The sequence below is a fragment of the Archangium violaceum Cb vi76 genome, assembly GCF_000733295.1.
Classification (GTDB): domain Bacteria; phylum Myxococcota; class Myxococcia; order Myxococcales; family Myxococcaceae; genus Archangium; species Archangium violaceum.
Window position 1 is genome coordinate 1 of record NZ_JPMI01000056.1, and the last position, 26,371, is coordinate 26,371.

General features: G+C 69.5%; 25 protein-coding genes. 9 read left to right on the top strand and 16 right to left on the bottom strand.

The features are described 5' to 3' along the window. On the top strand, positions 1 to 1,583 hold a 1,583-nt coding region (locus Q664_RS58925; protein ID WP_425117409.1), incomplete at its 5' end, for a DUF6982 domain-containing protein. A gap of 108 nt (positions 1,584 to 1,691) precedes the next feature. Here the strand turns inward: Q664_RS58925 and Q664_RS09470 are convergent. Both Q664_RS09470 and Q664_RS09475 read right to left on the bottom strand, forming a co-directional pair. After that, a complete protein-coding gene (locus Q664_RS09470) occupies positions 1,692 to 2,324 on the bottom strand; it encodes a YceI family protein (protein WP_043392462.1) in 633 nt (210 codons plus the stop codon). 36 nt (positions 2,325 to 2,360) lie between these two features. Further along, on the bottom strand, positions 2,361 to 2,627 hold the full coding sequence (locus tag Q664_RS09475) for a class III extradiol ring-cleavage dioxygenase family protein (RefSeq protein ID WP_043392465.1): 267 nt from the start codon (positions 2,625 to 2,627) through the stop codon (positions 2,361 to 2,363). 139 nt (positions 2,628 to 2,766) lie between these two features. On the opposite strand from Q664_RS09475, the gene Q664_RS09480 reads away from it, so the two are divergent. After that, positions 2,767 to 4,407, top strand: a complete 1,641-nt coding sequence (locus Q664_RS09480; protein WP_043392468.1) for a sigma-54-dependent Fis family transcriptional regulator — start codon at positions 2,767 to 2,769, stop codon at positions 4,405 to 4,407. Positions 4,408 to 4,622: 215 nt separating this feature from the next. Here Q664_RS09480 and Q664_RS09485 read toward each other — a convergent pair whose 3' ends face one another. From Q664_RS09485 to Q664_RS09505, 5 genes are all read right to left on the bottom strand, one after another. Beyond that, a complete protein-coding gene (locus tag Q664_RS09485) occupies positions 4,623 to 5,348 on the bottom strand; it encodes a rhomboid family intramembrane serine protease (protein ID WP_043392470.1) in 726 nt (241 codons plus the stop codon). Between the two features lie 168 nt (positions 5,349 to 5,516). Continuing rightward, positions 5,517 to 5,714 (bottom strand): hypothetical protein, encoded by a 198-nt coding sequence (locus Q664_RS09490; RefSeq protein WP_043392471.1) that lies wholly within the window; start codon positions 5,712 to 5,714, stop codon positions 5,517 to 5,519. Between the two features lie 167 nt (positions 5,715 to 5,881). Continuing rightward, positions 5,882 to 6,097 carry a hypothetical protein gene (locus tag Q664_RS09495; RefSeq protein ID WP_043392546.1) on the bottom strand — a complete coding sequence of 72 codons (216 nt, stop codon included), beginning with the start codon at positions 6,095 to 6,097 and terminating at the stop codon, positions 5,882 to 5,884. Between the two features lie 32 nt (positions 6,098 to 6,129). Further along, the gene (locus Q664_RS09500; RefSeq protein ID WP_043392474.1) at positions 6,130 to 7,326 is read right to left on the bottom strand and encodes an acetyl-CoA C-acetyltransferase; all 1,197 of its coding nucleotides are present in this window, start codon (positions 7,324 to 7,326) and stop codon (positions 6,130 to 6,132) included. Positions 7,327 to 7,404: 78 nt separating this feature from the next. Beyond that, positions 7,405 to 8,055 carry a hypothetical protein gene (locus Q664_RS09505; protein ID WP_043392476.1) on the bottom strand — a complete coding sequence of 217 codons (651 nt, stop codon included), beginning with the start codon at positions 8,053 to 8,055 and terminating at the stop codon, positions 7,405 to 7,407. Positions 8,056 to 8,205: 150 nt separating this feature from the next. Between Q664_RS09505 and Q664_RS09510 the strand changes: the two genes are divergently transcribed. Next, positions 8,206 to 8,898, top strand: a complete 693-nt coding sequence (locus tag Q664_RS09510; RefSeq protein ID WP_043392479.1) for a S1 family peptidase — start codon at positions 8,206 to 8,208, stop codon at positions 8,896 to 8,898. A gap of 30 nt (positions 8,899 to 8,928) precedes the next feature. On the opposite strand, the gene Q664_RS09515 is transcribed toward Q664_RS09510, so the two are convergent. Then, a complete protein-coding gene (locus Q664_RS09515; protein WP_043392481.1) occupies positions 8,929 to 9,327 on the bottom strand; it encodes a thioredoxin family protein in 399 nt (132 codons plus the stop codon). Between the two features lie 185 nt (positions 9,328 to 9,512). On the opposite strand from Q664_RS09515, the gene Q664_RS09520 reads away from it, so the two are divergent. Then, a complete protein-coding gene (locus tag Q664_RS09520) occupies positions 9,513 to 9,893 on the top strand; it encodes a response regulator (protein ID WP_043392483.1) in 381 nt (126 codons plus the stop codon). A 7-nt stretch (positions 9,894 to 9,900) separates the two neighbouring features. On the opposite strand, the gene Q664_RS09525 is transcribed toward Q664_RS09520, so the two are convergent. Further along, positions 9,901 to 10,404, bottom strand: coding sequence for a methyltransferase (locus tag Q664_RS09525; protein ID WP_043392485.1), 504 nt, complete (start codon positions 10,402 to 10,404; stop codon positions 9,901 to 9,903). After that, positions 10,401 to 10,826, bottom strand: coding sequence for a hypothetical protein (locus tag Q664_RS09530; protein ID WP_235216627.1), 426 nt, complete (start codon positions 10,824 to 10,826; stop codon positions 10,401 to 10,403). The genes Q664_RS09525 and Q664_RS09530 overlap by 4 nt, the downstream gene beginning before the upstream one ends. A 132-nt stretch (positions 10,827 to 10,958) precedes the next feature. Between Q664_RS09530 and pruA the strand changes: the two genes are divergently transcribed. Further along, entirely contained in the window at positions 10,959 to 12,596 is a 1,638-nt protein-coding gene (gene pruA, locus Q664_RS09535; RefSeq protein WP_043392487.1) for an L-glutamate gamma-semialdehyde dehydrogenase, read from the top strand. Here pruA and Q664_RS51855 read toward each other — a convergent pair. Further along, positions 12,541 to 14,385 carry a sensor histidine kinase gene (locus Q664_RS51855; protein ID WP_052517894.1) on the bottom strand — a complete coding sequence of 615 codons (1,845 nt, stop codon included), beginning with the start codon at positions 14,383 to 14,385 and terminating at the stop codon, positions 12,541 to 12,543. The two genes, pruA and Q664_RS51855, sit on opposite strands and share 56 nt — an antisense overlap. Before the next feature lie 136 nt (positions 14,386 to 14,521). On the opposite strand from Q664_RS51855, the gene deoD reads away from it, so the two are divergent. Then, positions 14,522 to 15,232: a purine-nucleoside phosphorylase gene (gene deoD, locus Q664_RS09545; protein ID WP_043392554.1), complete on the top strand. Its 711-nt coding sequence runs from the start codon at positions 14,522 to 14,524 to the stop codon at positions 15,230 to 15,232. Here the strand turns inward: deoD and Q664_RS51860 are convergent. Further along, the gene (locus Q664_RS51860; RefSeq protein WP_084609672.1) at positions 15,226 to 16,653 is read right to left on the bottom strand and encodes a sugar transferase; all 1,428 of its coding nucleotides are present in this window, start codon (positions 16,651 to 16,653) and stop codon (positions 15,226 to 15,228) included. The genes deoD and Q664_RS51860 overlap by 7 nt on opposite strands. A gap of 580 nt (positions 16,654 to 17,233) precedes the next feature. Here Q664_RS51860 and Q664_RS09555 point away from each other — a divergent pair. The 3 genes from Q664_RS09555 (at position 17,234) to Q664_RS09565 (ending at position 21,006) form a co-directional block, all read left to right on the top strand. Beyond that, the gene (locus Q664_RS09555; RefSeq protein WP_043392490.1) at positions 17,234 to 18,523 is read left to right on the top strand and encodes an O-acetylhomoserine aminocarboxypropyltransferase/cysteine synthase family protein; all 1,290 of its coding nucleotides are present in this window, start codon (positions 17,234 to 17,236) and stop codon (positions 18,521 to 18,523) included. Positions 18,524 to 18,729: 206 nt separating this feature from the next. After that, positions 18,730 to 20,136 (top strand): homoserine O-acetyltransferase family protein, encoded by a 1,407-nt coding sequence (locus Q664_RS09560; protein WP_084609667.1) that lies wholly within the window; start codon positions 18,730 to 18,732, stop codon positions 20,134 to 20,136. Positions 20,137 to 20,190: 54 nt separating this feature from the next. Continuing rightward, the gene (locus Q664_RS09565; protein ID WP_043392492.1) at positions 20,191 to 21,006 is read left to right on the top strand and encodes a Uma2 family endonuclease; all 816 of its coding nucleotides are present in this window, start codon (positions 20,191 to 20,193) and stop codon (positions 21,004 to 21,006) included. A gap of 9 nt (positions 21,007 to 21,015) precedes the next feature. Here Q664_RS09565 and Q664_RS09570 read toward each other — a convergent pair whose 3' ends face one another. The 4 genes from Q664_RS09570 to tatB all read right to left on the bottom strand — a co-directional run bounded on the left by Q664_RS09570 (position 21,016) and on the right by tatB (position 26,366). Then, a complete protein-coding gene (locus Q664_RS09570; RefSeq protein ID WP_043392494.1) occupies positions 21,016 to 22,083 on the bottom strand; it encodes a potassium channel family protein in 1,068 nt (355 codons plus the stop codon). 166 nt (positions 22,084 to 22,249) lie between these two features. Then, the gene (locus tag Q664_RS09575; protein ID WP_160174370.1) at positions 22,250 to 24,460 is read right to left on the bottom strand and encodes an Ig-like domain-containing protein; all 2,211 of its coding nucleotides are present in this window, start codon (positions 24,458 to 24,460) and stop codon (positions 22,250 to 22,252) included. A 199-nt stretch (positions 24,461 to 24,659) separates the two neighbouring features. Continuing rightward, on the bottom strand, positions 24,660 to 25,871 hold the full coding sequence (gene tatC, locus Q664_RS09580) for a twin-arginine translocase subunit TatC (RefSeq protein ID WP_043392499.1): 1,212 nt from the start codon (positions 25,869 to 25,871) through the stop codon (positions 24,660 to 24,662). Positions 25,872 to 25,907: 36 nt separating this feature from the next. Next, positions 25,908 to 26,366 (bottom strand): Sec-independent protein translocase protein TatB, encoded by a 459-nt coding sequence (gene tatB / locus Q664_RS09585; RefSeq protein ID WP_043392501.1) that lies wholly within the window; start codon positions 26,364 to 26,366, stop codon positions 25,908 to 25,910. Positions 26,367 to 26,371 lie beyond the last annotated feature (5 nt).

Sequence of the window (26,371 nt, forward strand, 5' to 3'; positions counted from 1 at the left end):
CGACGCCTGCCGGGGAGCAGCCTGTTCTCGAGGCCCAGGCCGAGTGGACCGCTCCCGCCGAGGAGCAGCCTGTCATGGAGGCCCAGGCCGAGTGGGCCGCTCCCGCCGAGGAGCAGCCTGTCATGGAGGCGCAGGCCGAGTGGACCGCTCCCGCGGAGCAGCAGCCGTGGATGGCCGCCGAGCCGTCGGAGAACGCCGAGCCGCAGGCGGAGTGGGCTTCGAGTGACGCCACGCAGGACTGGAACGCCGCTCCGGCCGCCACGCCGGGCACGGACTGGAACGCCTCCGCCGATGGCCAGAACGGGTGGAACGCGCCCGTCGAGGAGATGCAGCCCGAGTGGGCGACGACGGAGTCCTCCGAGGCTCCAGCCGTTGCGCCCGAGTGGGGCGCCTCCGCGGAGCAGCAGCCCGTGATGGAGGCGGCGCCCGAGGAGCAGGCCTCGGCCTGGTCCAGCGCTCCCGCCGAGACGTCGTGGGGCGAGCCCGCTCCGGAGGCGTCGAGCTGGGAGGAGCAGCAGGCCGGTGGCACGCAGACCGACTGGAACGCGCCCACCACCGAGAACCAGGGGGAGTGGGGAGCCTCGGCCCACGACGCCGAGCCCATGGACTCCGGCCGGGATCCGTCCCTGTTCGGCACGAACAGCGCCTGGTCCGCCGAGGAGCCGGAGCCCGAGGCTCAGCCCCACTGGTCCAGCCAGGAGCAGGCCCCCGCGTGGGGTCAGAGCGATAGCCTCGCCACTCCCGCCGAGGAGCTGGCCAGCGCCCAGCCGCCCGCCTTCGATCGGCCCACGACCGAGAACGACATCCCCATCATGGAGGCCGAGCCCGAGCCCGAGCTCCCCGTCATGGAGGTCGAGCCCGAGACGACGGAGATCGACCTCACGGAGGACAGCGTGGAGCCGCCCGCCGTGGCGGCGCCGGTCATCGCTCCGCCTCCGCCGCCGGCTCCCGTGGCCGCCGCCCCGGTGGCCCGGAGCGCACCGCTGCCCGTGAAACCTCCGGCGCCTCCGATGGCCTCGCGAGTCGCCGCCCCTCCCCCGGCGCCTGCCGCCGCCGTGGCAACCCCGAGGGCTCCCGCGACCGCGTCCGCCGCGCCGGTGACTGCTCAGGTGATGGTGCCTGGAGCGCCACCGCCTCGCCCGACGCTCAACACGCTCCCGGCCGTGCGGTCCTCCCCTTCCGCCAGCGCCGTCATGGCCCCCGTCAACGCCTTCATCGAGGGCGAGCACCGGGTCATCATCCACACGGTGGAGGGCCAGGTGAAGCGCGGCGCCATCCGGGACGTGGACCTGCTCGACGAGGTCATCCCGCTCGAGCAGCAGACCGGCTTCGCGCCCGAGCGCATCCCGGTCAGCCGCGTGAAGGCCATCTTCTTCATGCTCGCCACGGGCAGCCGTCCGCCGCAGTCCGAGGGCCAGCAGAAGGTCCGCGTCACCTTCACCGACGGGCGCCAGGTGGCCGGCTTCTCCGACGACTACACGAACCCGGGCCAGGGCTTCTTCGTCATCCCCGCGGACATGCGCACCAACACCTCGCGCATCTTCATCTACCGCGCGAGCGTGCAGGCCGTCGCCGAGGGCTGAGCCCCACCTCCACCGCCGGTGGCCTCACGCACCGGCGGTTCCCGCAATGAAAAAGGGGCCTCGTCTCCGAGGCCCCTCCGGGCTCACGCCCCGTGCTGCTTCAGCCGACTACTTCTTCGTCGCCGGCTTGGCCGCGGGGGCCGCCGCGGGGGCCTGCTTCTTGTTCAGCTCGAGGTCCAGCGTGATGGCGACCTCCTCGCCCACCGCCACGCCGCCGGTGTCCAGCACCTTGTTCCAGCCCAGGCCGAAGTCCTTGCGGTTGATCTTCGTGGTGGCCGTGCCGCCACGCTTGGTGTTGCCCCACGGATCCTTCGCCTCCGTGGTGAAGCCCTCCACGTCCAGCGTCACCGGCTTGGTCACGCCGTGCATGGTGAGGTCGCCCATCACCTTGAGGTTGTCACCGGCCTTCTCCACCTTCGTCGACTTGAAGGTGATGGTGGGGTACTTCGCGGTGTCGAAGAAGTCCGGGCTCTTCAGGTGCTCGTCGCGCTTGGGCTCGTTGGTGTTGATGGTGGTGGCGTCGATGACCGCCTGCACGGTGGACTTGGTGATGTCCTTCTCGTCGATGTTGGCCGTGCCAGTCACCTTGGAGAAAGCGCCGCGCACGTTGGACACCATCATGTGCTTCACGGAGAAGTTCGCGCCCGAGTGGGCCGAGTCGATGTCGTACTCGGTAGCGAAGGCCAGCGACGGGGAAGCGAGCACGAGGGCGGCAATGGCGGGCTTGAAGGACAGCTTCATGGTGTTTCTCTCCAGTTGAACGACGTACAGCGGGTTTCATCCACGCAGCGAGACGCTGCGCATGGACAGACGTGAATGACGGAAGCCCTCGAACACCGGAGTGAGCCGGTCCTCGAGGTGCGCCGCACCGGAAACGAAGAAGCGCGGCGGGAAGAACTCCACACGGAGATGCGCGAGCCGTGCGTGCGGTGCGGACGCGCGGGACTGTACCCCCGTGAAATCGCGGGCCGCGAGTTTCTGGCGGACCCGGACGGCCACCGCCGCTCCCCTCACCCGCTCGCGCTGTTCCAGGTCCGTGCTCATCTCGGGAGAACCATTAGCAACCCCCGGGCCAGGAAACCCGACCTTTCAACCCCTCGAAATTCCTCACCTGTCCTACTTTGGCTCGCGCCCGGGCTCTCAAAACGATAGAGAGACGCATCATCCTGAGAGGGAGAAGCCGATGGCGCCGAGGCTGGAGCTGAACCTGAGCGAGCTGCTGACGTTCGACCCGAACGGAGGGCTCATCCACTTCGCGGGCCAGCGGGTGCTGCTGTTGGATCCGGTGGCGTTGGGGCTGCTGCGCAAGGAGCTCATCGGGACGGTGGGGATGACGGCGGCGCGGGGCATCCTCACGCGGTTGGGCTTCGCGCACGGCTGGCGGACGGCGGAGACGATGAAGAACTCCTTCCCGTGGGAGGACGAGTCGCAGTGGCGCCGAGCGGGAGGGCGGCTGCACACGCTGCAGGGGCAGGTGGTGCTGGAGCCGGTGGAGCGCCACGCGGAGGATGGACCGGAGCCCTTCGCGGAGGCGCTGTGGCACCACTCGTACGAGGCGGAGCAGCACCTGCTGCACCTGGGGAAGGCGGAGGAGCCGGTGTGCTGGGCGCTGACGGGTTTCGCCAGCGGCTACATGAGCTACTGCAACGGCAAGCCGGTGTACTGCATCGAGACGCGCTGCGTGGGCAAGGGAGACCCGGTCTGCCAGATCCTGGGCAAGCCGGAGGAGGAGTGGAGTCCCGAGTGCCGCGAGGCGCTGCGCTTCTACGAGACGCAGTGCATGGAGGGGGCACTGGCGCAGGTGACGGAGGCGCTGAAGCAGGCCGAGCGCAAGCTGCGGGCGAAGCGGCAGACGCTGGCGCGGGTGTCGGGCGTGCCGGAGGACCCGGCGGACATGGTGGCGCGCACGGAAGCGATGAAGCAGGTGCTGAACCTGGCGCGGCGGGCGGCGAAGGTGGACTCGACGGTGCTGATCACCGGAGAGAGCGGCGTGGGAAAGGAGCGGGTGGCGCGGCTCATCCACGAGGAGTCGGGACGGGCGCACAAGGCATTCGTGGCGGTGAACTGCGCGGCGGTGACGGAGAGCCTGCTGGAGAGCGAGCTGTTCGGCCACGCGAGGGGGGCCTTCACGGGGGCCACGCACGACAGGCCGGGCCTCTTCGAGGCGGCGCACGGAGGCACGCTCTTCCTGGACGAGGTGGGCGAGGTGCCCGCGTCGATGCAGGCCAAGCTGTTGCGCGCGCTGCAGGAGAAGGAGGTGCGGCGCGTGGGGGAGAACCAGAGCCGCAAGGTGGACGTGCGGGTGGTGGCGGCCACCAACCGCAACCTGGCGGCGGAGGTGGTGGCGGGGCGCTTCCGGCAGGACCTCTACTACCGCCTGCGGGTGATCGAATTGAGGGTGCCACCGCTGCGGGAGCGGCGCGACGACATCCTGCCGCTGGCGCGGATGCTGTTGGCGGAGGCGACGGAGCGGCTGGGGCGGAGGGTGTCGGGGCTGTCACCGGAGGCGGCGGACCAGCTCTTGCGGTACGGGTGGCCGGGCAACGTGCGTGAGCTGGGCAACGCCATCGAGCGGGCGGTGGCGCTGTGCGAGGGCAACCGGGTGGAGCGGGACGATCTCCCGGAGGAGGTGCGCGCGGCGCCGCCGAGCCTGGTGCCCGGGGACTCACCGCGGACGCTGGAGGCGATGGAGCGCGAGTACATCCTCGCGGTGCTGGCGCAGAACGGAGGAAACCGGGCGCGCACGGCGGAGCAGCTCGACATCGGGGTGGCGACGCTCTACCGCAAGCTCAAGCAATACGGAGAGCCCGAAGCTCCCAACTGAACGCGCCCAGAGCGGAGCATCCAGCTGAGCGTCCCGACCCACCGAGCGCCCCGACCCACCGAGCGCCCCGACCCACCGAGCGCCCCGACCCACCGAGCGCCCCGACCCATCGAGCGCCCCTACCCCATCCGCGCCCACTACCCCTCTCCCCCTGGGAGAGGGACGGGGTGAGGGTATAGGGACCCCGGGTTCCCCCCGCGAGCCCCAACCTGGAATCAATTCAGGTACCGGTCATCCGGGCGATCCTCGGAGATGACGCGCAGGTGGCGCGACCGCCCACGGAGCTGGCGCTGGAGGCGCCAGTGCTGGAGGCGGAGCATGAGCGTGCGAGGATTCCCACCGCGCACCGCGAGGAAGGTGATGCCGAGCGCGAAGAAATCGGGGACCTGGCCGCGCCAGTCGCCGGCGAGCGCGTTGAGCACGACGAAGCCGGCGCCGATACCGGCGAACACATTGCCGGTGATGGGGATGCCCCAGAAGTTCGTCTGCCCGCGCCCGATGGACAGGCCGTAGGCCACCCAGGCGATGGTGCCCATCACCCACCCTCCGGGGTACGACACGCCGCGCAGCAGGGGGTAGAACAGGGACACGAGGACGGTGAGGAAGCCGGCGAGCACCGTCCCGCCCAGCACCACCCACAGCAGGCGCTTGGAGCCCCAGCTCATCTCCAGGCCACCGCCAATGGAGTAGAGGAGGAAGGCGCCGAAGATGATGCCCAGGGGGCTGCGCTCGACGAAGCCGTAGGTGAAGGGCTGCCAGAGCTTCAGCCCGGAGAACACTTCACCTGGGGTGAGCAGCAGCAGGTAGCCCACGGAGCTGACCGCCAGGGACAACACCGAGCCCACCACCAGCCCGATCGCCAGCCTGGCCGCCGTGGATTCCACGCTGGGGAAGCCAAATCCCCCGCCTCCGCCGCCGCCAAAGCTACGCATCGGTCGCATCCAACCCTCCTGACTCGGAACACCCGAGAGTCGTCCAAAGGTGGTGGAACACCGCCCGCTTCGCAACCGTTTCCGTCCACTTCCGGGCGTGCCAAAAGCGAAGGGCGCCCATCCCCGCTTCAGGGGAGAGCGCCCAGGGCCCATGTCGTCACCGACAGGACGTCCCGCTCAGGACTTATGGCGGTAGAACAGGGTGATGGTCAGGCAGTGGAACTCCTTGTCGGAGGACTGCGTGACGATCTTGTCCACCACTTCCAGGCTGGAGTTCTCCTTGAGCCACTTGGTGATGTTCTCACCCATGTTCTCGCGATCGCGCGCGAGCGTCGTGGAGAACACCTTGACACCCGTGAAGTTGATGACGGCCATTCCCTACCCTCGTGTAACCGAAGAGATTCCGCAGGTTTACCGCGAGTCTTGACGGCCATCAAGGAAACGGCCCGAAATTCCGGCCTTTTTCCCGCCCACCGCACGACACTCCTACCCGGCAGGAGGGGAAGGCGACCCGGGACGTAGGGCGCCTTCCCGGGTACCTCTCACCGCGCAGCCGCGGCGCGGCGAGCCTGACAGGTGAGCTCGTCCTTGCACGAGGGACCGATGCCATCCGGGTGGGCCCCCAGCGGCGTCTTGTCGCTCTCCTCCACGCCACACACCACACACTTGCGCTTGCGGTTGCGGCGCTCGGCGCGCCGCTGCTCGGCGATCGCCTTGGCCCGCTCGCGGGCCGCCTTCGCATCCAGCTCGTTGCTCATCGTCATGGGTTCCGTTGGATTCGTCTGAGAAATCAGAGGGCCTCGATCAGCAGCGCGATGCCCTGGCCGCCGCCGATGCAGGCCGAGCCGATGCCGTAACGGGCGCCCCGGCGCTTGAGCTCGTAGGCGAGCGACATGGTGATGCGCGCGCCCGAGGCGCCCAGCGGGTGGCCCACGGCGATGGCGCCGCCATTCACGTTCGTCTGCTCGCGCGGCAGGCCCAGCTCCTTCTCCACCGCGAGGTACTGCGGGGCGAAGGCCTCGTTCACCTCGAAGAGCTCCACGTCCGTCAGCTTGCACTGGGCGCGCTCGAGCAGCCGGCGGATGGCCGGGGCCGGGCCGATGCCCATCACCTTCGGGTCGCACCCGGAGATGCCCCAGTTGACCAGCCGGGCCAGGGGCTCGAGGCCGTGCTTCTCCACGTAGCTCCGGGTGGCCATCACCATGGAGCCCGCGCCGTCGCTGATGCCGCTGGCCGCGCCCGCGTGCACCACGCCGTCCTTCTTGAAGACCTTGGGCAGCTTCTTCAGGCCCTCCACCGTCGTGTCCGGCCGGTTGTGCTCGTCCTTGGCGAACTGCGTCTCGCCCTTCTTGCTCTTCAGCGTGACGGGGCAGATCTCCTGCGCCAGGCGGCCCGACTCCTGGGCGGCGGCGAAGCGCTTCTGCGTGAGCACCGCGTACTCGTCCACCACGTCCTGGGACAGGCCGTAGTCCACCGCGAGCTGCTCGGCCGTCATCGCCATGGGCTGCCCGGTGTAGCTGTCCGTGAGCGCCGTCCACAGCATGTCCTCCATGCCGCCCTTGCCCAGCGGAATGCCCCAGCGGGCGCCGCGGATGACGTGGGGAGCCTGGCTCATGGACTCGGTGCCACCGGCCAGCACGCAGTCGGCCTGCTCGGTGAGCATCATCTCCGCGGCCGTGACGAAGGCCTGGAAGCCCGAGCCACACAGCCGGTTGACGCCCAGCGCCGGCACCGGCACCGGCACCCCGGTGCGCAGGCCCACGTGCCGGGGCAGGTAGATGGCGTCCGCGCTCGTCTGCACCACGTTGCCGTAGATGACGTGCTGGATGGACTCGGGCGATACCTTCGCCTGCTCGAGCGCGGCCCGGGCCGACTCCACGGCCAGGTCGGTGGCGCTCAGCTCCTTCAGCGAGCCGCCGTACGTACCGAAGGCCGTACGCTTACCGGACAGGAAGTAGATTTCTTCGCTCTTGGACACGCTCTTCATCGCGGGACGACTCCAGACGGGCTGAAAAGATTCGTTCTTCCTACTCCCCAAACGGGTGCCGTGCACGCTCCTGGTGCATCAGCCCAGGCGTTCGCCCCCCAGGAAGAGAGCGGCGACGATGGCAAGGGCCACAACCGTCCACAACAACCCTTGGAGGTTCTGTCGACGAATCTCCCTTTGTCCGAGCCCCCGGTACCATGCCTGCCCCAACCGCAACCGCTCTCCCCAGGTGAAATCTTCCGAAGGTTGGAGCCCCAGCAGGCGCACGCGGTGGAACTGGAGCAGCCGCTCGGGAGAGGACTCCGGGAAGCCCCCAGAGCGATAACGGCCGGGGACCTCGAAACCCGGCCGCGGGTAACCGGCGGTGAGCACGAACCCCTCCGGAGCGAGCGGGGTGAGGAGATAGAGGCGGGGCTCGCCCCGGGGTGAGAAATGAAGGGTGGCGAAGGTGTGCTCCCCCGCGTGGGCGAAATCGTAGGAAGGGGTGCCCTTCTGGAAGCGGGGCTTCTCCACGTGGCTGCCCAGGGGAACGAAGCCCAGGGCCTGGAGCTGGCTCGCCAGCGGAGCGAGCCCGGGTGGCACCTGCATGCCTTCGGCGGAGGACACGGGCAGGAGGCGGACGCTGCCGGGGGACACGAAGAGGACGGCCCGCCAGAAATTGAGGAGCAGCAGCTTCACGGCCATCCCCAACACGACGAGCACGAGGAGCAGCTCGGCGAGGGGGCTCATGGCGGGACTCCCGGGGACATGGGGCGCGCACCCTAGCCCGGCCCGGGCCCGGCCGCACGCCCGCTGAGCGGACCGGCGGGAATAGCCACCGTCCAGGCGTGCACATCGTCTCTGGCAGCGGAGCAACGGCTGCGCCGCGGGAGGACGGTGATGCGAGCGAGGAGACTCTCGAGGCTGGCCGGAGTGCTGGCGGTGGTGGCGCTGGCGGGGTGTGGCTCGTCGAAGAAGCCGGAGTCCGAGGACGGCACGAGCCAGGCCTTCACCACCCTGAAGGACGCCACGGTGACGCTCTTTCCCGGGCAGTGCGCGGGCGTGGTGGTCGAGGACGGGCGCCATGCCCTCACCGCCGCGCACTGCATCGACGTGGCCCCGGGCGAGCGCCAACCGGTGGTGCTGCGCAGCGGGCGGATGCTCAGCGGCGTCGTGAAGGTGGTGGACTCCGTACGGGACGTCGCCGTCATCCGCTTCGACGAGGCGGCCCCGGTGCGCCCCCTGCACGTGGCCACCGCCATGCCCCTTCCCGGAGAAGGGCTCCTCTTCTTCGGCCGCACCGACCGGCCCAACGAGCCGCAGGAGGTGGAGCTGAAGCGGCTCGGACGCTGCCCCTCGTTGCCGGGCGTGCCCCAGGCACTCTTCACCAGCCTGACGGGAGAGAAGGGAGACTCCGGCGCGCCGGTGGTGGACCGCCAGCTCCAGGTGGTGGGCCTGGTACATGGAGGCGCGGCGTGCAGCATCGCGACGCCCACCGCCGACATGGCGCCCGTGTTGAACACGCTCGTCGCGGAGCTGGCCCGGCCCGGCGCCGAGCAGGGCGTCGGCGGAAGCGGAGGCGCGGGCCAGTAGTCCCGGACCGGAAACGCCGAGCCGTCCCGCTCACACCCCGTGCGAACCCACCCGGACGCGCGCCTGGCTGGCCCGGTATTCCGCCAGCTTGCGCCGCACCTCGGCCATGTCCAGGGCGAGCGCCTGCCGGATGACGTCCTCCAGCATGGGCTCCAGCAGCACCCCCACGTGGTGGAGCAGCAGGAAACCGTCGCGGAACACCATCAGCGTGGGCAGGACCTGCACCCCCAGCACCTCCACCAGCTCCGGCTGCCCGTTCACCTCCACCCGGGCGAAGGTGATGTCCGGGTACCGCTCGGCCATCCCCTCGAAAACAGGGCCGAAGATGCGGCAGGGCGAGCACCACCTCGCCCACCAGTCGATGAGCAGGATGCCGGGCCGCCCCAACGTCGGTCCGAAACTCCTGCTGTCCAGGGACACCACCGGCATGGGACTCCTCCAGAATGGGCAGAATGGGCCGCGCTCACCCGCTCTAAAGGTAGGGACCCACTCCCCTCTTCCTAATCCCCACGAAGCGAGCGAAACTGAACACGTCCGCGCCCGTGGGTATGAGCCCATGAGCACCCCCGGTGAAACCGGGGCACGGATGCAGGCCCGTCGCCCTGGAGAGCCCCGTGAAGCCCAGAGTCCTGATCGTGGATGACTCGTGGTCCATGCGCCAGACGCTGAGGCTGCTGCTGGCCCCGGACTTCGACTGCGCGCTCGCCGAGAACGGCATGTCCGCGCTGGAGCAGGCGCGCCAGAGCCCGCCGGACCTCGTCGTGTCGGACGTGAACATGGACGGCATGGACGGGTACGAGCTGTGCCGCCAGGTGCGCGCCGAGCCCGCCCTCCAGGCGGTGCCCTTCCTCTTCATCAGCGGCCACCCGCCCCGCCCCGGCATGCCCGAGGCCGGTGACGCCTACCTCATCAAGCCCGTCCAGCCCGCCGTCCTCATCGCGCGGATGCACGAGCTGCTCCAGCCCCGCCCGCTCGCCGCCGTGGCCCGGAGCTGAGCGGACCTCACTTCCACAGGAAGCTGTCCGCGCCCCGGTGGGACACCGCGAGCCGCGCCAGGTATTGGCGCTCCTCCCGCACCATGCGCCGGAAGGCCTCGAGCTGCATCGCCACCGCGATGAACACCACCGGCATCCACGCCGCCCAGGCGCTCAGCTGCAGCAGGATGGCCACGTAGATGGGATTCTCCAGACGGCGGTAGAGCCCCGTGGTCTGGGGCTGTGCCGGCAGGCTGGCCGACATCGAGAACGACTGGGCGCGCGCGAGCTGGAGCTCCCCGGCGATCTCCATCCCCAACCCCAGGGCCTGCACGAAGGCCGCCCCCCATCCCCATCCCCCCGGCAGCTCCAGCGCGAAGAAGAACGGTGCGAGCAACAGGAGCACCGGCAGCGGCATCGCCCTCGGCATGATGATGCGCTTGCGCTCCTCGGGAGGCGTGCGCGCCAGGACGACGGCCTCGTTGAGCAAAAAGCACACGAAGAGGATGCGGCTGACGGTGAGGGCAGTCATGCCCCCGGATTCCACCACACGGCGCCCTTGCCCTCGATGGCCCGCGCCGCGCGTTGGCGGACATCCGTCATCTGCTCGGCGGTGAGGGGCTGGAAGGCCGCGGCGGCGTGGAGCGCGGCGTCCTGCTCGTTGGGGAAGCTCATCCCCATCAGGGCCACGTCTGGATCCAACGTGAGTGTGTAGCGCACGCACTCCTCCACCCCGAGGCGGGGCAGCGAGGGCGCCTCCGTCTCGGCCCCGCCCGAGCTCACCTTGCCACGCGGACGGGCCTGGAGCGGCCGTCCGTAACCCTCGGTCTCCCCGAGCAGCTTGCCAGCCCCGAAGGACTTGAAGGCCACCGTGCCCACGGCGGTGGCCTGGAAACCGGTGCGCCCGAGCTGCCGCCGGGCCTGGAAGCGGGGAAGCGTTCGTTCATCTGCCATGGAAGCCTCAGCCAGGGTGATGGATGTGATGTTCGCAGGTACGGGTTTTACATACCCCGAGGATTCAACCCCTGGGACGACGGGCTATGCTCCGCCGCCCTTTCCCCCGATTTCTCCCCCGAGGAGCTCCGCGTGATCAACGCCAACGTCCGCGTCCCAACGCCGCAGAACGAGCCCGTGCTCTCCCATGCGCCCGGAAGCCCCGAGCGCGCCGAGTTGCAGGCCACGCTCGAGCGCATGGCCTCCGAGCAGATCGAGATTCCAATCGTCATCGGCGGCAAGCGCATCAAGTCCAGCAAGACGGACACGGTGCGGATGCCGCACAAGCACTCGCACGTGCTGGCCACGCTGCACGAGGCGGACGCCAGCCACGTGGAGCAGGCCATCCAGAACGCGCTGTCGGTGAAGGACGAGTGGGCGCGGATGCCCTTCGTGGAGCGCGCGGCCATCTTCCTGCGGGCCGCGGAGCTGCTGGCCACGAAGTACCGCCCCATCCTCAACGCGGCCACCATGCTGGGCCAGTCGAAGACGGCGCACCAGGCGGAGATCGACGCGACGTGCGAGGCGGTGGACTTCCTGCGCTACAACGTGGCCTTCGCGCAGCAGCTGCTGAGCGACCAGCCGGTGAGCCCGGCGCAGACGTGGAACATGATGGACTACCGTCCGCTGGACGGGTTCGTGTTCGCGGTGGCGCCGTTCAACTTCACGTCCATCGCGCTCAACCTGGCCGTGGCCCCGGCCATCATGGGCAACGTGGTGCTCTTCAAGCCCTCGAACACGGCGGCCTACAGCAACTGGTACAACATGGAGCTGCTGCGCGAGGCGGGCCTGCCCGACGGCGTCATCAACATGCTGCCGGGTGACGGCCCCACGGTGGGCAACCCCGTCATGGCCAGCCCGCACCTGGGCGGCATCCACTTCACCGGCTCCACGCCCACCTTCCAGGGCATGTGGCGCACGGTGGGCGAGAACATCGGCCGCTACAAGCAGTACCCGCGGCTGGTGGGCGAGACGGGTGGCAAGGACTTCATCTTCGTGCACACCTCGGCGGCGGACGACCTGGACGCGGTGGCCACCGCCATCGTCCGCGGCGGCTACGAGTACCAGGGCCAGAAGTGCTCGGCGGCCTCGCGCATCTACGTGCCGGAGTCCATGTGGCCCAAGCTCAAGACGCGGCTGCAGGAGATGATCGCCGAGCTGCGCATGGGCGACGTCACCGACTTCCGCAACTTCATGGGCGCGGTCATCGACGAGAAGTCCTTCAAGCGGACGTCCTCGTACATCGAGCTGGCGAAGAACAGCGGCTCGGAGGCGACCATCCTGGCGGGCGGCGAGGCGGACCGGAGCGAGGGCTGGTTCATCAAGCCCACGCTGGTGCAGCTGACCAACCCGCGTCACCGCATCATGCAGGAGGAGATCTTCGCACCGGTGGTGGGCCTGTACGTGTACCCGGACGCGAAGTTCGAGGAGACGCTGCGCGAGTGCGACACGAGCGCCACGTACGCGCTGACGGGCGCGGTGTTCGCCCGGGACCGCAAGGCCATCAGCACGATGATGCGGGAGCTGCGGCACGCGGCGGGCAACTTCTACATCAACGACAAGCCGACGGGCGCGGTGGTGGGCCAGCAGCCCTTCGGTGGCTCGCGCGCCTCGGGCACCAACGACAAGGCCGGCTCCATGCTGAACCTGGTGCGCTGGACGTCTCCGCGCACCATCAAGGAGAACCTCGTCCCCCCCACCCGCGTCCCGTATCCGTATATGGGGCAGTAGCCGCGGCCGGACTCGCGCGGGGGAAACGGACCGTGAACGTGGTCCCCTCCCCCCGCGCGGAGCGCACCTCGATGGAGCCCCCGTGAGCCTCCACGAGCTGCCGGCTGATGAAGAGCCCCAGGCCCACGCTGCCCATCGCACCGCCGCCCGCGCTCCGGCCCCGCCGGAAGGGCTCGAACAGGGTGGGCAGCACCTCGGCCGGAATGGGCGGGCCCTCGTTGTGGATGTCGAGGCACACCGCCCCCTCTTCTCCCCGCGAGCGCACCCGCACTGGCGTGTCCGCCGGGCTGTGCTGCACGGCGTTGCCCACCAGGTTGGTGATGACCTGGGCCATGCGGTCCGCATCCCACGCCCCCTGGGCCTCCCCTCCCGTCTCGAAGTGGATGTGCCGCTCGGGGTGCGCGAGCTGGACCTCCTCCACCACGTGCCGGGCGAGCTCGTGGAAGTCCAGCGGCTTGCGCTCCACGGGAATCCCTCCCACCCGCGCCTGCGTCGAGTCGAGCAGGTCGCGGATCAACCGGATGGCCCGGTCCGCCGCCGAGTAGATGCGGCTCAATCCCTTCGCCTCCCAGTCCTGGAGCCCCTCGCGCTTGAGCATCGCGCCGGCGGACATGGAGATGGCGGAGATGGGATTGCGCAAATCATGGGACACCACGGCCACCAGGTCCTCGCGGATGCGGGCCGCCTCCTGGGCCTGCCGGGCGAGCACCTCCAGCCGGGCCCGGTCCTCCTGCACCTCCCGCAGCAGCCGCTCGCGCTCCTGCGTGGCCTCCTGGAGCGAGCGCGCCATCTTCGTGAAGGTCTCGGCGAACGTCTTCAGCTCCAGGGGCCCCTCGGCCGGTACCACGATGTCGAGCGCGCCCGCCTGGAGCGCCCGGGCCCGCTCCGTGAGGTGCGACACCGGGCGGGAGAAGCGTCGCGCGAAGACGATGGAGAGCCCCACGGCGAGCGCCGCCAGCACCAGGGCGAGCTCGACGAGCAGGGTCCGGAGCGTACGCACCGGAGCGAACGCCTCGGCCTGCTCGATGTGGGCCATGATGCAGCAGCCCCCGAGCTCCTCGATGTGGCGGAAGCCGTGGATGACGCCCACGCCGCGGTAGTCCAAGGCCAGGAGCTCCGCGTCCCGGCCCGCCAGGCACGCGCGCATGGGGCGGGCATCGATGGGCTCGCTCCAGCGCTCCCCCGAGGGCCCCGGATACCGCGACGCCGTGACGAAGACTCCCTGGCTGTCCGCCAGGAACGTCTCCCCCGACTGGCCCAGTCCATAGCGCTCCCGGAAGAGGGGCTCGAGCTGCTCGGTGGCACTGAAACGCAGGCCCAGGCTCAGCCCTCCCCGCTGGACGAACATGTCGTAGACACGCTCCGGCCCCCGCTTGGGTTCGACACTCGCCAATTGGCCGGCGGGCAGTGGGGTCAGCGACTCCAGCGACCGCGCCTCCGCTCCTACCAGGAGGGGTTGCAGCCCGGGAACCACCAGCCTCGCGTCCCGCACCCCCTCGGTGGCCACGAAACCATCGAGCACGCCCTGGAGGCAGCGGACCCGCTCCGGGCCCCGCACGCAGTCATCGGCCCTGTCCAGCAAGGCGCTGGCGCGCTCATGCTGCCGGTGCAGCCGCGTCAACAGCGCCTGCTCTCGGGCGCTCGCGGCGATCCCCACCGCCTGGATGGCGTGCTCGCGCACCGCCTCGCTCGCCGTCCGGTAGGCCAGCCCACCAAGCACCACCGTCGTCACCAACACGGGAGCGAGCATCAGCAGCAGGAGCTGGGCGCGGAAGGAGAGCGTCTTCATGTCCTGCGCAAAGAATGCGCATGCGCGGGAGCCATCCACCGCCCTGGCCGGGGATTCCCGGAGGCTCCCGGCCGACCGCCCGGCGACCAGCCGGAACCTCTTCGCCTGGACGGCGAAGGGGCTATGCTCCCGCGCCATGCCTACTCCCCATATCTCCGCCGCGCCGGGAGACTTCGCCGACGTGGTGCTCATGCCCGGCGACCCGCTTCGCGCCCGCTACATCGCCCAGCGCTTCCTCCAGGACGCCCGCGAGGTCACCTCCGTCCGCAACATGTACGGCTTCACCGGCCAGAGCCGCGGCCGCAAGGTGTCCGTCATGGGCCATGGAATGGGAATCCCCTCCATCTCCATCTACGCCACCGAGCTCATCCGCGAGTACGGCGCCCGCGTGCTCATCCGCGTGGGCAGCTGCGGCGCCCTGCGCCAGGACGTGAAGCTGCGCGACGTCATCATCGCGCTCGCCGCCGGCACCGACTCCAACGTCAACCGCATGCGCCTCAAGGGCCAGGACTTCCCCGCCGTGGCGGACTTCGCGCTGGCCCGCCAGGCCGCCGAGGCCGCCGAGAAGCGCAAGCTCGCGGCGCGCACCGGCTCCGTCTTCACCGCGGACCTCTTCTACGCCCCGGGCGGGGAGAACTACGAGGTCCACGAGCGCATGGGCATGCTCGCCGTGGAGATGGAGGTGGCCGGCCTGTACGGCGTGGCCGCCGAGTTCAACGCCCGCGCGCTCGCGCTGCTCACCGTGTCGGACCACCTGCGCACCGGCGAGAAGCTCAGCGCCGAGGCGCGCCAGACCTCGTTCGACGAGATGATCGAGCTGGCGCTCGACGTGGCCACCGCTCAGTAGGCGCCGGTGCGCCGCAGCACGGCCGGCAGCGTCCGCAGCAGGATTTCGAGATCCAACCAGAGCGACCAGCGGTGGATGTACTCGCAGTCGAGCCGGACCACGTCCTCGAAGTCGGTGATGGAGCTGCGGCCGCTGACCTGCCACAGGCCGGTGATGCCCGGCAGGGCCCCCAGCCGGCCGAAGTGGTGCTCGCGGTAGTTGACCAGGTCCGACTCGAAGAAGGGCCTGGGACCCACCAGCGACATCTCCCCGCGCAGCACGTTGAGCAGCTGGGGCAGCTCGTCCAGGCTCCACTTGCGCAGGAAGGCGCCCACGCGGGTGACGCGAGGGTCGTTGGGAATCTTGAAGAGGCGCGCGTCGCCGCTGGTGTTGAGGTGGGCCAGCTTGGCCTTCTCCGCGTCGGCGCCCACCCGCATGGTGCGGAACTTCATCATGCGGAAGATGCGGCCGCCCTGCCCCACCCGCTCCTGGGCGAAGAAGACGGGCCCGCGCGAGTCGAGCTTGATGGCGATGGCGATGAGCGCCAGCAGCGGGGAGATGGCCAGCAGCCCCAGGCCCGCGCACACCAGGTCCACCCCCCGCTTGACCCACATCTGCTGCGCGCGCAGCGAGGGGACGGTGAGCTCCATGAAGGACATGGAGCGGTAGGAGATGGGCGAGGGACGCACCCAGCCGAGCCGGTCATACCGGGACACGGCCATCAGCCGGACGCCGGCGGACACCACGGCCTCCGTCAGCACCTTGATCTGCTCATCGTCCACGAGGCCGCACAGGACCACGGTGTCCACGGCGTTGTGCTGCAGCACGTTCCACAGGTCATCCACGGAGCCGAGCACCTTGTCCGGACCCTCACTGGGAAGCTCGGGCACGGTGGGGGAGACCCAGCCCACCACCTCCAGCACGCCGAAGTGCTCCAGACGCTTGTGCACGCGCTGGCAGGTCGGATCGTCCGGAGAGCCGACCAACATCACCCGCTCGACGGGGGAGTGGAAGGCGGGGATGCGGATGAGCCGGGCGATGAGCTGATCGAGCACGAAGCGGTTCACCATGACGGCGGCGCCCAGGCCGCCCACCGCGGTGAAGTAATGCACCACCACGGGGGCGATGCCGCGCACCCACAGATCTCGCCAGAGCACCAGGCCCACCGCGAGCAGCACGCCGCTGACGACCCGCCGCAGCGAGCGCCAGTCATCTCCCGAGCGATAGGCCCCGGCGATGAGCAGACCCACCACGAGGGCGCCACCCATCTGCCATCCGCCCGCGGAGCCGAGCGGAGGCACGGCCCAGCGGGTGGCCGCGTCGAGGGGCTCGAGCTTGTGACTGGTCTGCACGACGTTCAACGCGGCGCGGACCATGAGGAAGGCCACGATGTCCGCGACGAGCAGCAGGAAGACGCGCGAGGTGGCCCTCAGGGCGTGCATGAGCAGCGTGCGGGAGGCACGGCGCTGCAGCACGACACGAGGAGGAACCAGCCAGAGCGGTTTGGAGGGGACCGCGACCGCGAGGAATCGGCCAGACGCGGTGGTCGTCCCGGGGGGAGGGACAGGCGAGGCAGGGGGACTCACTCTCATATTTTGCCACTCGCCCGGCAGCCGAGTCCATGCTTGATCTGGAATAAAGACCCGACCTGGGGGGTTGGAGCGCCCTCGTGCTCGCTCGGCCGCTACATGCCGGACGGCATATTCCGAACACGCCGGGAACCGCGCACCAGGGGTGTTGCGCCCCACACACCTCCGCCATGACGGACATCCTGTAGAGCGGATGTCTTGACAACATAGCGGAGGGGGTTCATGTTGGCGGGCATCATGACCTTCGCGCCCTTCGCCTGCCGTCGAATGTGGATGCCGAGTGGTGGGCCTCTGCCCGCCGCCGGTTGACCGACGTTCGGCGACCCGTGGCGAAGCAGAGCGGAGCCCACCATCCCGCGAGGGTCGGTGGGCTCAGTCGTTTCATGGCCTCCGGTGCCCTCGTGGCTTTTCAGCCCACCCGAGGAGCACCTCCATGAGCACGAATCCGTCGCAGTCCAAGCACTTCGAGACCCTGGCCCTGCACGCCGGCTACGAGCCCGATCCGACCACCGGCTCGCGCGCGGTGCCCATCTACCAGACGACGAGCTACCGCTTCCGCAACGCGCAGCACGCGGCGGATCTGTTCGCGCTCAAGGAGCCGGGCAACATCTACACGCGCATCATGAACCCCACGACGGACGTCTTCGAGAAGCGCATCGCGGCGCTCGAGGGCGGAGTGGGGGCGCTGGCGGTGGCGTCGGGACAGGCGGCGGAGACGCTGGCGATCCTGAACATCCTCAAGGCGGGTGACGAGCTCGTCTCGGCCACGAGCCTGTATGGAGGCACGTACAACCTGTTCAAGGTGACGCTGCCGCGGCTGGGCATCCAGACGCGCTTCGTGGACGCGAACAAGCCGGACGAGGTGAAGGCGGCCATCGGGCCGAAGACGAAGGCGCTCTACATCGAGTCTGTGGGCAACCCGCGGCTGGACATCCCGGACTTCGAGGCGCTGGGGACGATTGCCCGCGAGGCGGGGATACCGCTCATCGTGGACAACACGGCGCTGTCGCCGGCGCTGTTCAACCCGTTGAAGCACGGGGCGGACATCGTGGTGCACAGCGCGACGAAGTACATCGGTGGCCACGGGACGTCGATTGGCGGCGTCATCGTGGATGGGGGCACGTTCCCCTGGGACAACGGACGCTTTCCCGAGTTCACCGAGCCCAACCCGGGCTACCACGGGCTGCGGCTGACGGAGGCGCTCGGAGCGGCGGCGTACATTGGCAAGGCGCGGCTGGAGGGACTGAGGGACCTGGGCCCGGCGCTGAGCCCGTTCAACGCGCATGCCTTCATCCTGGGGCTGGAGACGTTGAAGCTGCGGGTGGAGCGGCACTCGGAGAACGCGCTGGCGGTGGCGAAGTGGCTGCGGCGGCACCCGAAGGTGGAGTGGGTACGCTACCCGGGGCTGGAGGAGGACCCGTCGTTCGCGAACGCGAAGAAGTACCTGCGCAACGGAGCGGGGGGACTGGTGACGTTCGGGGTGCGAGGGGGAGTGGAGGCGGGACGCAAGCTCATCGATGGAGTGAAGCTGTGGAGCCTGCTGGCGAACATCGGTGACACGCGCTCGTTGATCATCCACCCGGCGAGCACGACGCACCAGCAGTTGACGCCGGAGGAGCGGCTGAGCACGGGAGTGACGGACGGACTGGTGCGGCTGTCGGTGGGACTGGAGCACCTGGACGATCTGCGAGCGGACCTGGAGCAGGGGCTCGCGGAGACCTGAACCAAGAGCCCATCCATCTCCCTACGTCCACTCCCCTGCCCCAGTGCCCCACTCGAGCCCAACCACCCCTCGCCCTCCGGGAGAGGGACGGGGTGAGGGTATCGAGCCCAACCAGGTTGGCTCCGTGTATGCCCCCTCTCCCTCTGGGAGAGGGCTGGGGTGAGGGTCTGCATCGCACCGTGAACCCATCCCACGAGGAACCCCGCATGTTTCCGTCGCCCTGTGTCTTCGACCTCTCACTGCCCGACCTGCCGCTCGAAGCAGGGGCGCGGGTCATGTCCCACGTGGCGCGAGGCTGGTGGTGGGGGCCCGAGCAGGACCTGCCCTGGCTGCGTTCAAGAGCCCAGCTACTCCCGAAAGAAACGGTGCGGGAGAACGCATTGAGAGTCGTGCGCCGCACGAAGGAAGAGCTCCACCGGCTGGCCACTCCGCCACGGAACCAGCCCCCGGTGAGCCCGGACGCGACGGTGCCCACGGTGCTGCTGGTGCACGCGCTGACGGGAGACATGCGAGCGGGAGGAGAGGGAGGGTGGTGGGAGCCGGTCATCGGACCGGGCCGAGCACTGGATCCGGAGCGGATGCGGCTGCTGTGCTTCAACAACCTGGGCTCCTGTTACGGGAGCTCGGGGCCGGCGGACGAGGGCTTCCCGGGGCGCGTGGACGACCACCGCTTCACCCCTCCCGAGCCACTGCCAAGGGGAGGCCTGCGGCAGAACGAGCACCAGTTACCGGCCACGGTGACGCCGTGGGACCAGGCGCGGGCCATCCTGCAGGCGTTGGACGCGCTAGGAGTCGAGCGGCTCGCCCTGGTGGTCGGGGGTTCGCTGGGAGGGATGATCGTCCTGTGCCTCGCCGTACTGGCGCCGGAGCGCTTCGAGCGAATCTGTCCCATCGCGGCGGCGGAGGAGGCGAGTCCGTGGGTGGTGGGGTGGAACCACGTGGCGAGGCAGGCGCTGCTGCTGGACCCGGAGTTCCCCGAGGCGCCCGCGCGAGGCCTGGAGCTGGCGAGGCAGCTCGCGATGCTCACCTACCGGGCGGAGCCGGGCCTGCAATCGCGGCACGGGAGGAACCAGCCGCGCCCGGGAGAGACCCAGTCGGCCGAGTGGTCCTCGCGGGCGCTCTACCCCATCCAGAGCTACCTGGAGTACCAGGGAGCGAAGCTGAGGGCGCGCTTCGACGCGCGGACCTACCTGGCGCTGCTGGGAGCGATGGATCACCACGACCTCGCGCGGGCGCCGGAGGGAGACGCGGGTGAACCCTGGGGAGTGGCCCGCATCCGCGCGAGTGCCCTGTGCGTGGGCATCGACAACGACCAGCTCTTCTACCCCGAGCACATGGAGCGGCTGACGAACCGCCTGCGGACGCTCGGACGCCACGCGGAGTACGCGGAGCTCTCCAGTGCGCACGGGCACGACGGCTTCCTCATCGAGTGGGAGCCGCTCGACGGGCTGCTGCGGCGCGCGCTCGCCCTGCCTCGAGCTCCGGGCCCGGGGTACGAGGGCACGTCCACGGGAGGGGACGCCCCCTCCACGCCAGGAACGGTGGAGGAGGTGTTGCCGGCCGCCCTGCACTCGGCGGCGTACGCATTGTCCACTCGGCCCGCTCCTTGCTGAGAAGTAGCGCGGGGGCAGTTGACCGGAGAGGTCACCCGTCGCAGGCTTGAAGGCATGGGACGGCACACACACGAGGGTGAGGACGCCATCCCCCGGGCGCCCACACAAGAGGAGTGGGAGGCGATGGGGCCGGAGGAGCGGGAGCGGGTGGTGGAGTCACTGCCCGGAGAGGTGACGTGGGACGAGATGGCCATGCCGGAGGGCGACAAACACCTCCGGGCCAAGGTGCGCACGCTGGACCTGCTCGAGGGCTACTTCAGCCATCAGCGGCGCAAGGTGTACATCGGTGCGGAGCTGCCCATCTACTACCCGGGCGAGCGCCGCTTCGCCCCGGACCTGCTGGTGGTGCTGGATGTGGAGACGCACGAGCGGGAGAAGTGGGTGGTGAGCCACGAGGGCAAGGGGCTGGACTGGGTGCTGGAGGTCCACGTGGGCGGCGACCGGAAGAAGGACGCCGAGCACAACGTGGAGCGCTACGCGCGGTTGGGGATTCCCGAATACTTCATCTACGACCGGGCCCGGGAGCGGCTGGAGGGCTACCGGTTACCGGAGTCGGGGGTGAAGCGGTACGAGCGGATGGAGACGAAGCAGGGCCGCTACACCTCGGAGGTGCTGGGACTGGAGCTGGAGGTGGTGAACGCGCGCTTGCAGATATGGGCAGGCAACGCGCTGCTGCTGGAGTCGGGAGAACTGGTGGAACGAATGCGCGAGAAGCTGGAGGAAGTGCAGCGGCGGGTGGACGAAGAGGCGCGGCTGCGCGAACAGGAAACGCGGCTGCGCGAGCAGGAAGCGCGGCGGCGCGAAGAGGCGGAGCGCCGCATCGCGGAGCTGACGGCCGAGTTGGAACGCCTCCAGCACCGCGAGCAGTGAAGGCCGGGCTCAGCTCCCAGCGTGATGGGCGTAGACGGGAGCGTCCACCTCCTGGGTGAAGGCGCGCAGCTGCTTGTAGTCGTGGTACTCGGCCTGGAGCGTCACCGCGTCTCCCACCTCGATGCGCGTATCGCCGGAGGGGTGCAGCAACTCGGCGCCCTTGCCGCCCCGGCGCATGGACAACGCCAGCCCTCCGAAGCGGTCCCGCACCTCGGAGATGGTCAACCCTGGCAGCCCCTCACGCGCCTCGAAGACGGACACCACCATCAGGTGCGTGCCGATGCGGAACGAGTGGACGATGCGCGGATCCAACGCCGCCAGCGCCATGGCGGGAGCCGCCAGCGACGAGCTGCTCAGCGCCTCGGCCTTGAAGGTGTCGCGCACCTTGGCCACCAGGTCATCGTCGAAGAGCCGGATGACCACGCGGATGTCCGGGTTCATCTTCCGCGCGTCCAGCGCGATGTTCAGGTTGGCCAGGTCATCGTCCGTGGCGCAGACGATGGCCGCCGCCGTCTTCACGTTGGTGCGTGGCAGGCACTGGTGGCTGCGGATGTCGTCGATGAGCAGCGGCACCTGCTCGTCGCGCAGCACCGCCACGAAGGCCGCCTCCTCGCGCTTCTCCACCACCACCACGTCCATGCCCAGCGAGCGCAACTGCACCACCACGCGGTACCCCACCCTCCCCGCGCCGCACACCACCACGTGCCCCTTGAACGTCTCGGCGATCACCTCGAACCACTCCTTGTCCTGCCGGTGCCTGGCGAAGAAGAGATAGGCGAAGCGCACCACGCCGTCGACGAGCACCGCGATGCCCACCGGCGGGATGACCATGTCGAGGAACATCAACAGGCTGTCATCCACGTCCAGAGAGGGCTGCCCGTAGAGCAGGAAGTAGACGTGGCGTAGCGCCTTGCCCAGGCTCACCCCGTGCCCGTCCGGCCCGACGTAGCGCCAGCGGTAGAGCAACGGCATGCAGCCGAAGAGCAACACCGCCATGAGGACCGTCGTGCGGAAACGGCGCAGCAGCGCGAACAGGTACCGCAGATTCATCGCCAGGCGGCGGCGGGGAGTCACCATCGCCTGCCTGCGTACCACGGCCGTGGCACCTCGACCACCCACGAGGCGCATGACACGATGTCAGACATGAACATCCTGGTGGGGGCCTTCACGGTGCTGGTGGGCCTGAGCTGTGCGTACTGGCTCCTGGGCGCGTGGGGCTTCGTGCAACTCGCGCGGACACGCCTCACTCCAGCCGCAGGAAGTCCACCCAACCCGCGTCGCCGCCGGCCGTGCCACTGCCGCTCTTGCGATAGATGAGCTGCACGGAGTGGCTCCCCGCGGCCAACCACCAGGACTGGGCGGCCCACGCCGTCTCACCCGAGATGCTGTTCTTCTTCGCCCCGTCGATCCACAGCTCCAGGTAGTCGGCGTACTGCTCCGAGCTCACCCGCCACATGAACCGGAGTGTCCTCGGGCCGTCGGCGGTGAACTCGAGCGTGCTCGTCTGACCATGGCCCACCTGCCCGCTCCGGGCCGAGTCGTTGTCCGTGTAGTAGGACTTGCCGTCGCCGTACCAGTACGCGCTGCCGCCCACCCGGAAGGACAGACTGGTATTGTCCAGGCCGTTGTTGAGGGTGATGCCACTGCCCGGGTTGTCCACCATCACGGTGATGCGCGACTCGGCGGTGTTGCCCGCGGTGTCCCAGGCGCGAGCCACCAGCGTCTGGTAGCCATTCTTCACCCACGGGTCCGTGGCCCAGGACATGGACCAGGGCGCGCTCGTCCGGGTGGCGAGGAGGTAGTTGCCCGAGTCACTGTAGAACTCCACCCGGGAGATGCCGCTCGCGTCGCTCGGGGTGGCGGAGAGGGTGACGTTGCCCTGGACGATGGCACCGTCCGCCGGCGTGGAGAGGGACACGGCGGGAGGCAGGGTGTCCGCGTTCTGCACGGCCACGGTGATGACCTTGCTGGCCACCAGCGCGCCCGCCCGGTACGCCTCGGCCTTCAGCTCGTAGCGGCCATCCGTGACCCAGGGGCTCGTGGCCCAGGAGAGCGCGAAGGGCGCGCTGGCGTCGGTGGTGATGAGGTACCAGCTCGCCGTGGAACCGGCCGCGCGGCTGAACAGCTTGACGGTGTCCACGTCGTCGAGGGGATGCCCGGCCGCGGAGAGCTGGACGCTCACGGTGCCCGCCACCTGGGCCTCGTTCCTCGGGGAAGAGAAGTCCACCCAGTACGTCTGCGCGGTGGCGTTCTTCACCGTCACCGAGGTGAGACCGGTGGCCACCACGCTGGTGCCCTGGTACGCCTCGGCCTTCAAGTCGTAGTCCCCGTCATTCACCCACGGGTGGGTGGCCCAGGAGATGGCGTAGGGCGACGTGGTGTCCGTGTTGAGGAGGTACCACGCGTCCGAGGTACCCGCGGTGCGGCTGTAGAAGCGCACGCCCTCCACGGTGGCTCCGCTCACGCCCGCCTGCAGCGAGACGTTGCCCGAGACGGTGACTCCACCTGCGGGCGAGGAGAAGGACACCGAGGCCGCCGCGTTCTTCACCAGGACCCGGAGGGTCCCCGTGGCCTTGAGCACCGTCCCCTTCCACGCCTCGGCCTTGAGCTCGTACGCCCCATCGGCCACCCAGGGGTTGGTGGCCCAGGTGGCGCCGTAGGGCGCGGTGGTGTCCGAGGCCATCGCGTACCACTCGGTGGCGCCATCCCGGCGGCTGTAGAGCTTCACGGTGTCCACGGCGCCGCCGCCCACCGAGGCATTGAAGGCCACGCTCCCGGACACGGTGGCTCCCGGGGAGGGCGCGTCGATGGAGACCCAGACATCCTCCACCGCCCCCGTCACCGGCGAATACTTGTAGAGGTTGGAGGCGGACGAGTACGTGCTGCCCGGTGACAGGTAGTTGTTGAGATAGGAGACCGTCTTGGTGACGTAGGAGGCGTAGGGGTTGTAGCCGGCGGATTGAATCCCCTGGACCCAGCGGTTGACGGCGGTGGTGACGGCCACCCCGCCGCGGATGTCCGAGACGTAGCGCTCGGTGATGGGCTTGTAGCGGGCGAGCGTGGCCAGCTTCATCCCGATGAAGTGCACCGCCTCCCGCCGGTTGCTGAAGCTGACGTACTTGTTGTTCGGGTCCCACGAGGGCTGGCACGCCAGCACGTAGGAGGGCCGTCCACCGGCCGCCTCCGAGCTGGTCCACTTCCACCCGTACAGGTTGTTGGCGTAGAGCCCGATGCGGGTGAAGCCATAGCCAGACTCGTTGGCGGCCATGGCCAGCAGCGCGGCCGCGGGCGTTCCCCAACGCGCCTCCGCCTCCTGGGCGTGGGCCTTGAGCTCGTCGATGAACGCCGTCTTCTCCGCCGACGTGGGATGGCCGGGCTGGGGCGCGTAGCAGTCCCACTGCGCGCGGGCCGTACCGCCGCCCACGAGGCCCGCCAACAGCACCCATCCCAACACCCATCGAGAGACTGGATTGGCAATCCGTCGCATCGGTATCGAATATCACGGCGCGAGCTCTTCGGAGGCGGGGAACCCGCGCCGTCCCCTACTCGTCCCGGGTGAGGACACCACAGGCCACCCGGTCTCCCGAGTTGCCCGATAGCTCCGTCACCTGGGAGAGAGGAGGTTGGGGGCAAGTGGGCTCTCGCTTGAGACCTCAGGCTCCCGTCGTCGGGGTGATGCTCGTCTCGGCTTCCTGCTTCGCCCGCCTGCGCTCGATGAGCCACACCGACAGCACGCCCAACTCGTAGCAGAGCAGCATCGGACCGGCCATCAGCGACAGGTTCACCACGTCACCCGTCGGCGTGAGGATCGCCGCCGCGATGAGGCACACCACGAACGCGTGCCGCTGGTACTTCATCAGGAAGCCCGCCCTCACGATGCCCACCAGGCCCAGCAACGCCATCACCAGCGGCAGCTCGAAGATGATGCCGAACGACAACAGCAGCAACAGCACCAGCGATAGCTGCTCGTTCATCGTCAGCATCGGCTTCGTCCACGACGCCGCCACGTGCCGCGCCTTGCCCAGCGCCAGCTCCTTCTCCAGCCGCCACAGCCCCGCCAGCTCCTCGGTCCGCGTGGGCGCCACCCCGGCCAGCAGGCTCGCCGCCTCGTCCATGGCCTTCGACGACGCCCCGTAGTCCGCCTTCGCGTACGCCTCCACCGCCTCCGCCCGCTTCTCCACCGTCTGCCGCAGCACGCTGCGCGCCTGCACCCCGAAGCCGTCCGCCGACGCGTCCAGCAGCCGCCCCAGCCCGTCCAGCCGCGCCTCCAACTCCACGCTCTCCGAGGGCGCCCGCGTCGCCTCCGGCATCTGCCCCATTCCGTCCGCCTTCAGCCCCGTGCTCGCCTCGCGCGCCAGCTGCCCCGCCCGCTCCGCGTCCCCAATCCGCAGGAAGCGCAGCGCGTCGTCCGCCCTCAGCCTCGCCACGTCCAGCCGCTGGGAGATGGCCAGCCCCTCCTCGTCGTTGAGGAGGAACTTGAACATCGACGGCAGCACCGCGAAGTAACAGAACAGCGCTCCCGCCAGGAACGCCGCCGAGCCCAGGAACACGAACGGTCCCGCGTAGCGGCGCTCATCCGGATACAACCCCGGCGCCACGAAGCCCCAGATCTGCATCAGGATGACGGGCGTCGTCAGGAAGATGCCGCAGTAGACGCCCACCTTCATCAGGACGTTCAGCTCCTCGATGCCCGAGGTGTAGACGAGCGAACGGCCCTCGGCCGGCAACGCGTCCAGCACCGGCTTCATCAGGATGCCGAAGATGGGCTTGGCGAACACCAACGCCGCGCAGCCCAGCACCAACACCGCGATCGTGCACTTGAGAAGGCGGGAGCGGAGCTCCGTCAGGTGCTCCGCCAGACTCATCCGAAGGTCGTTATCCACGGGCGCGAATCTCGAGGGCTAGCCACTCTTGGGGGCGTTGCGCGCCACCGTGCCGGGAATGGGCTCCAGACGCGGAAGGGCGTCCGGCTCCGCGGCCCCGGCGGCGGACGGCTCGGCGGTGGGAGAAGCAGTGCTGGCGGCCTGGGCCACGACGGCCTCGGCGCCCTGCGGCTCGGGGGCCTGGGCCACCTCCGGAGCGCCGATGACGGACGGCGGCACGGGCAGGGGCGCGGGCACCGGAGAGGGCAACACCGCCGGGGTGGCCGGGTGCACCGGAGGACGGGGCTCGTCCTGGATCTCCTGGTCCATCTTGTAGAACTCGCGCTCCACCACCGTGCGGACCTCATCGGTCTGTCGGCGGAACTCGCGCACGAACTTACCGATGGTCCGCGCGAATTCGGGCAGCTTCTGCGGCCCGAGCACGAGCAGCGCCACGACCACGATGAGGATGAGCTCGCCTGCGCCGATGTTGAACATGAACG

Excerpts from the sequence above, each read along its gene's own strand:
- Q664_RS51855 (WP_052517894.1), bottom strand. The coding sequence starts at position 14,385 with ATGAAGACGCTCTCCTTCCGCGCCCAGCTCCTGCTGCTGATGCTCGCT.
- Q664_RS09470 (WP_043392462.1), bottom strand. The coding sequence starts at position 2,324 with ATGAAGCTGTCCTTCAAGCCCGCCATTGCCGCCCTCGTGCTCGCTTCC.
- Q664_RS09495 (WP_043392546.1), bottom strand. The coding sequence starts at position 6,097 with ATGAGCAACGAGCTGGATGCGAAGGCGGCCCGCGAGCGGGCCAAGGCG.
- Q664_RS09485 (WP_043392470.1), bottom strand. The coding sequence starts at position 5,348 with ATGCGACCGATGCGTAGCTTTGGCGGCGGCGGAGGCGGGGGATTTGGC.
- deoD (WP_043392554.1), top strand. The coding sequence starts at position 14,522 with ATGCCTACTCCCCATATCTCCGCCGCGCCGGGAGACTTCGCCGACGTG.
- Q664_RS09480 (WP_043392468.1), top strand. The coding sequence starts at position 2,767 with ATGGCGCCGAGGCTGGAGCTGAACCTGAGCGAGCTGCTGACGTTCGAC.
- Q664_RS09510 (WP_043392479.1), top strand. The coding sequence starts at position 8,206 with ATGCGAGCGAGGAGACTCTCGAGGCTGGCCGGAGTGCTGGCGGTGGTG.
- Q664_RS09515 (WP_043392481.1), bottom strand. The coding sequence starts at position 9,327 with ATGCCGGTGGTGTCCCTGGACAGCAGGAGTTTCGGACCGACGTTGGGG.
- Q664_RS09560 (WP_084609667.1), top strand. The coding sequence starts at position 18,730 with ATGTTTCCGTCGCCCTGTGTCTTCGACCTCTCACTGCCCGACCTGCCG.
- Q664_RS09570 (WP_043392494.1), bottom strand. The coding sequence starts at position 22,083 with ATGGTGACTCCCCGCCGCCGCCTGGCGATGAATCTGCGGTACCTGTTC.
- Q664_RS09530 (WP_235216627.1), bottom strand. The coding sequence starts at position 10,826 with ATGGCAGATGAACGAACGCTTCCCCGCTTCCAGGCCCGGCGGCAGCTC.
- Q664_RS09500 (WP_043392474.1), bottom strand. The coding sequence starts at position 7,326 with ATGAAGAGCGTGTCCAAGAGCGAAGAAATCTACTTCCTGTCCGGTAAG.
- Q664_RS09490 (WP_043392471.1), bottom strand. The coding sequence starts at position 5,714 with ATGGCCGTCATCAACTTCACGGGTGTCAAGGTGTTCTCCACGACGCTC.
- tatC (WP_043392499.1), bottom strand. The coding sequence starts at position 25,871 with ATGAGTCTGGCGGAGCACCTGACGGAGCTCCGCTCCCGCCTTCTCAAG.
- Q664_RS09505 (WP_043392476.1), bottom strand. The coding sequence starts at position 8,055 with ATGAGCCCCCTCGCCGAGCTGCTCCTCGTGCTCGTCGTGTTGGGGATG.
- Q664_RS51860 (WP_084609672.1), bottom strand. The coding sequence starts at position 16,653 with ATGCACGCCCTGAGGGCCACCTCGCGCGTCTTCCTGCTGCTCGTCGCG.
- Q664_RS09525 (WP_043392485.1), bottom strand. The coding sequence starts at position 10,404 with ATGACTGCCCTCACCGTCAGCCGCATCCTCTTCGTGTGCTTTTTGCTC.
- Q664_RS09475 (WP_043392465.1), bottom strand. The coding sequence starts at position 2,627 with ATGAGCACGGACCTGGAACAGCGCGAGCGGGTGAGGGGAGCGGCGGTG.
- Q664_RS09565 (WP_043392492.1), top strand. The coding sequence starts at position 20,191 with ATGGGACGGCACACACACGAGGGTGAGGACGCCATCCCCCGGGCGCCC.
- tatB (WP_043392501.1), bottom strand. The coding sequence starts at position 26,366 with ATGTTCAACATCGGCGCAGGCGAGCTCATCCTCATCGTGGTCGTGGCG.
- Q664_RS09555 (WP_043392490.1), top strand. The coding sequence starts at position 17,234 with ATGAGCACGAATCCGTCGCAGTCCAAGCACTTCGAGACCCTGGCCCTG.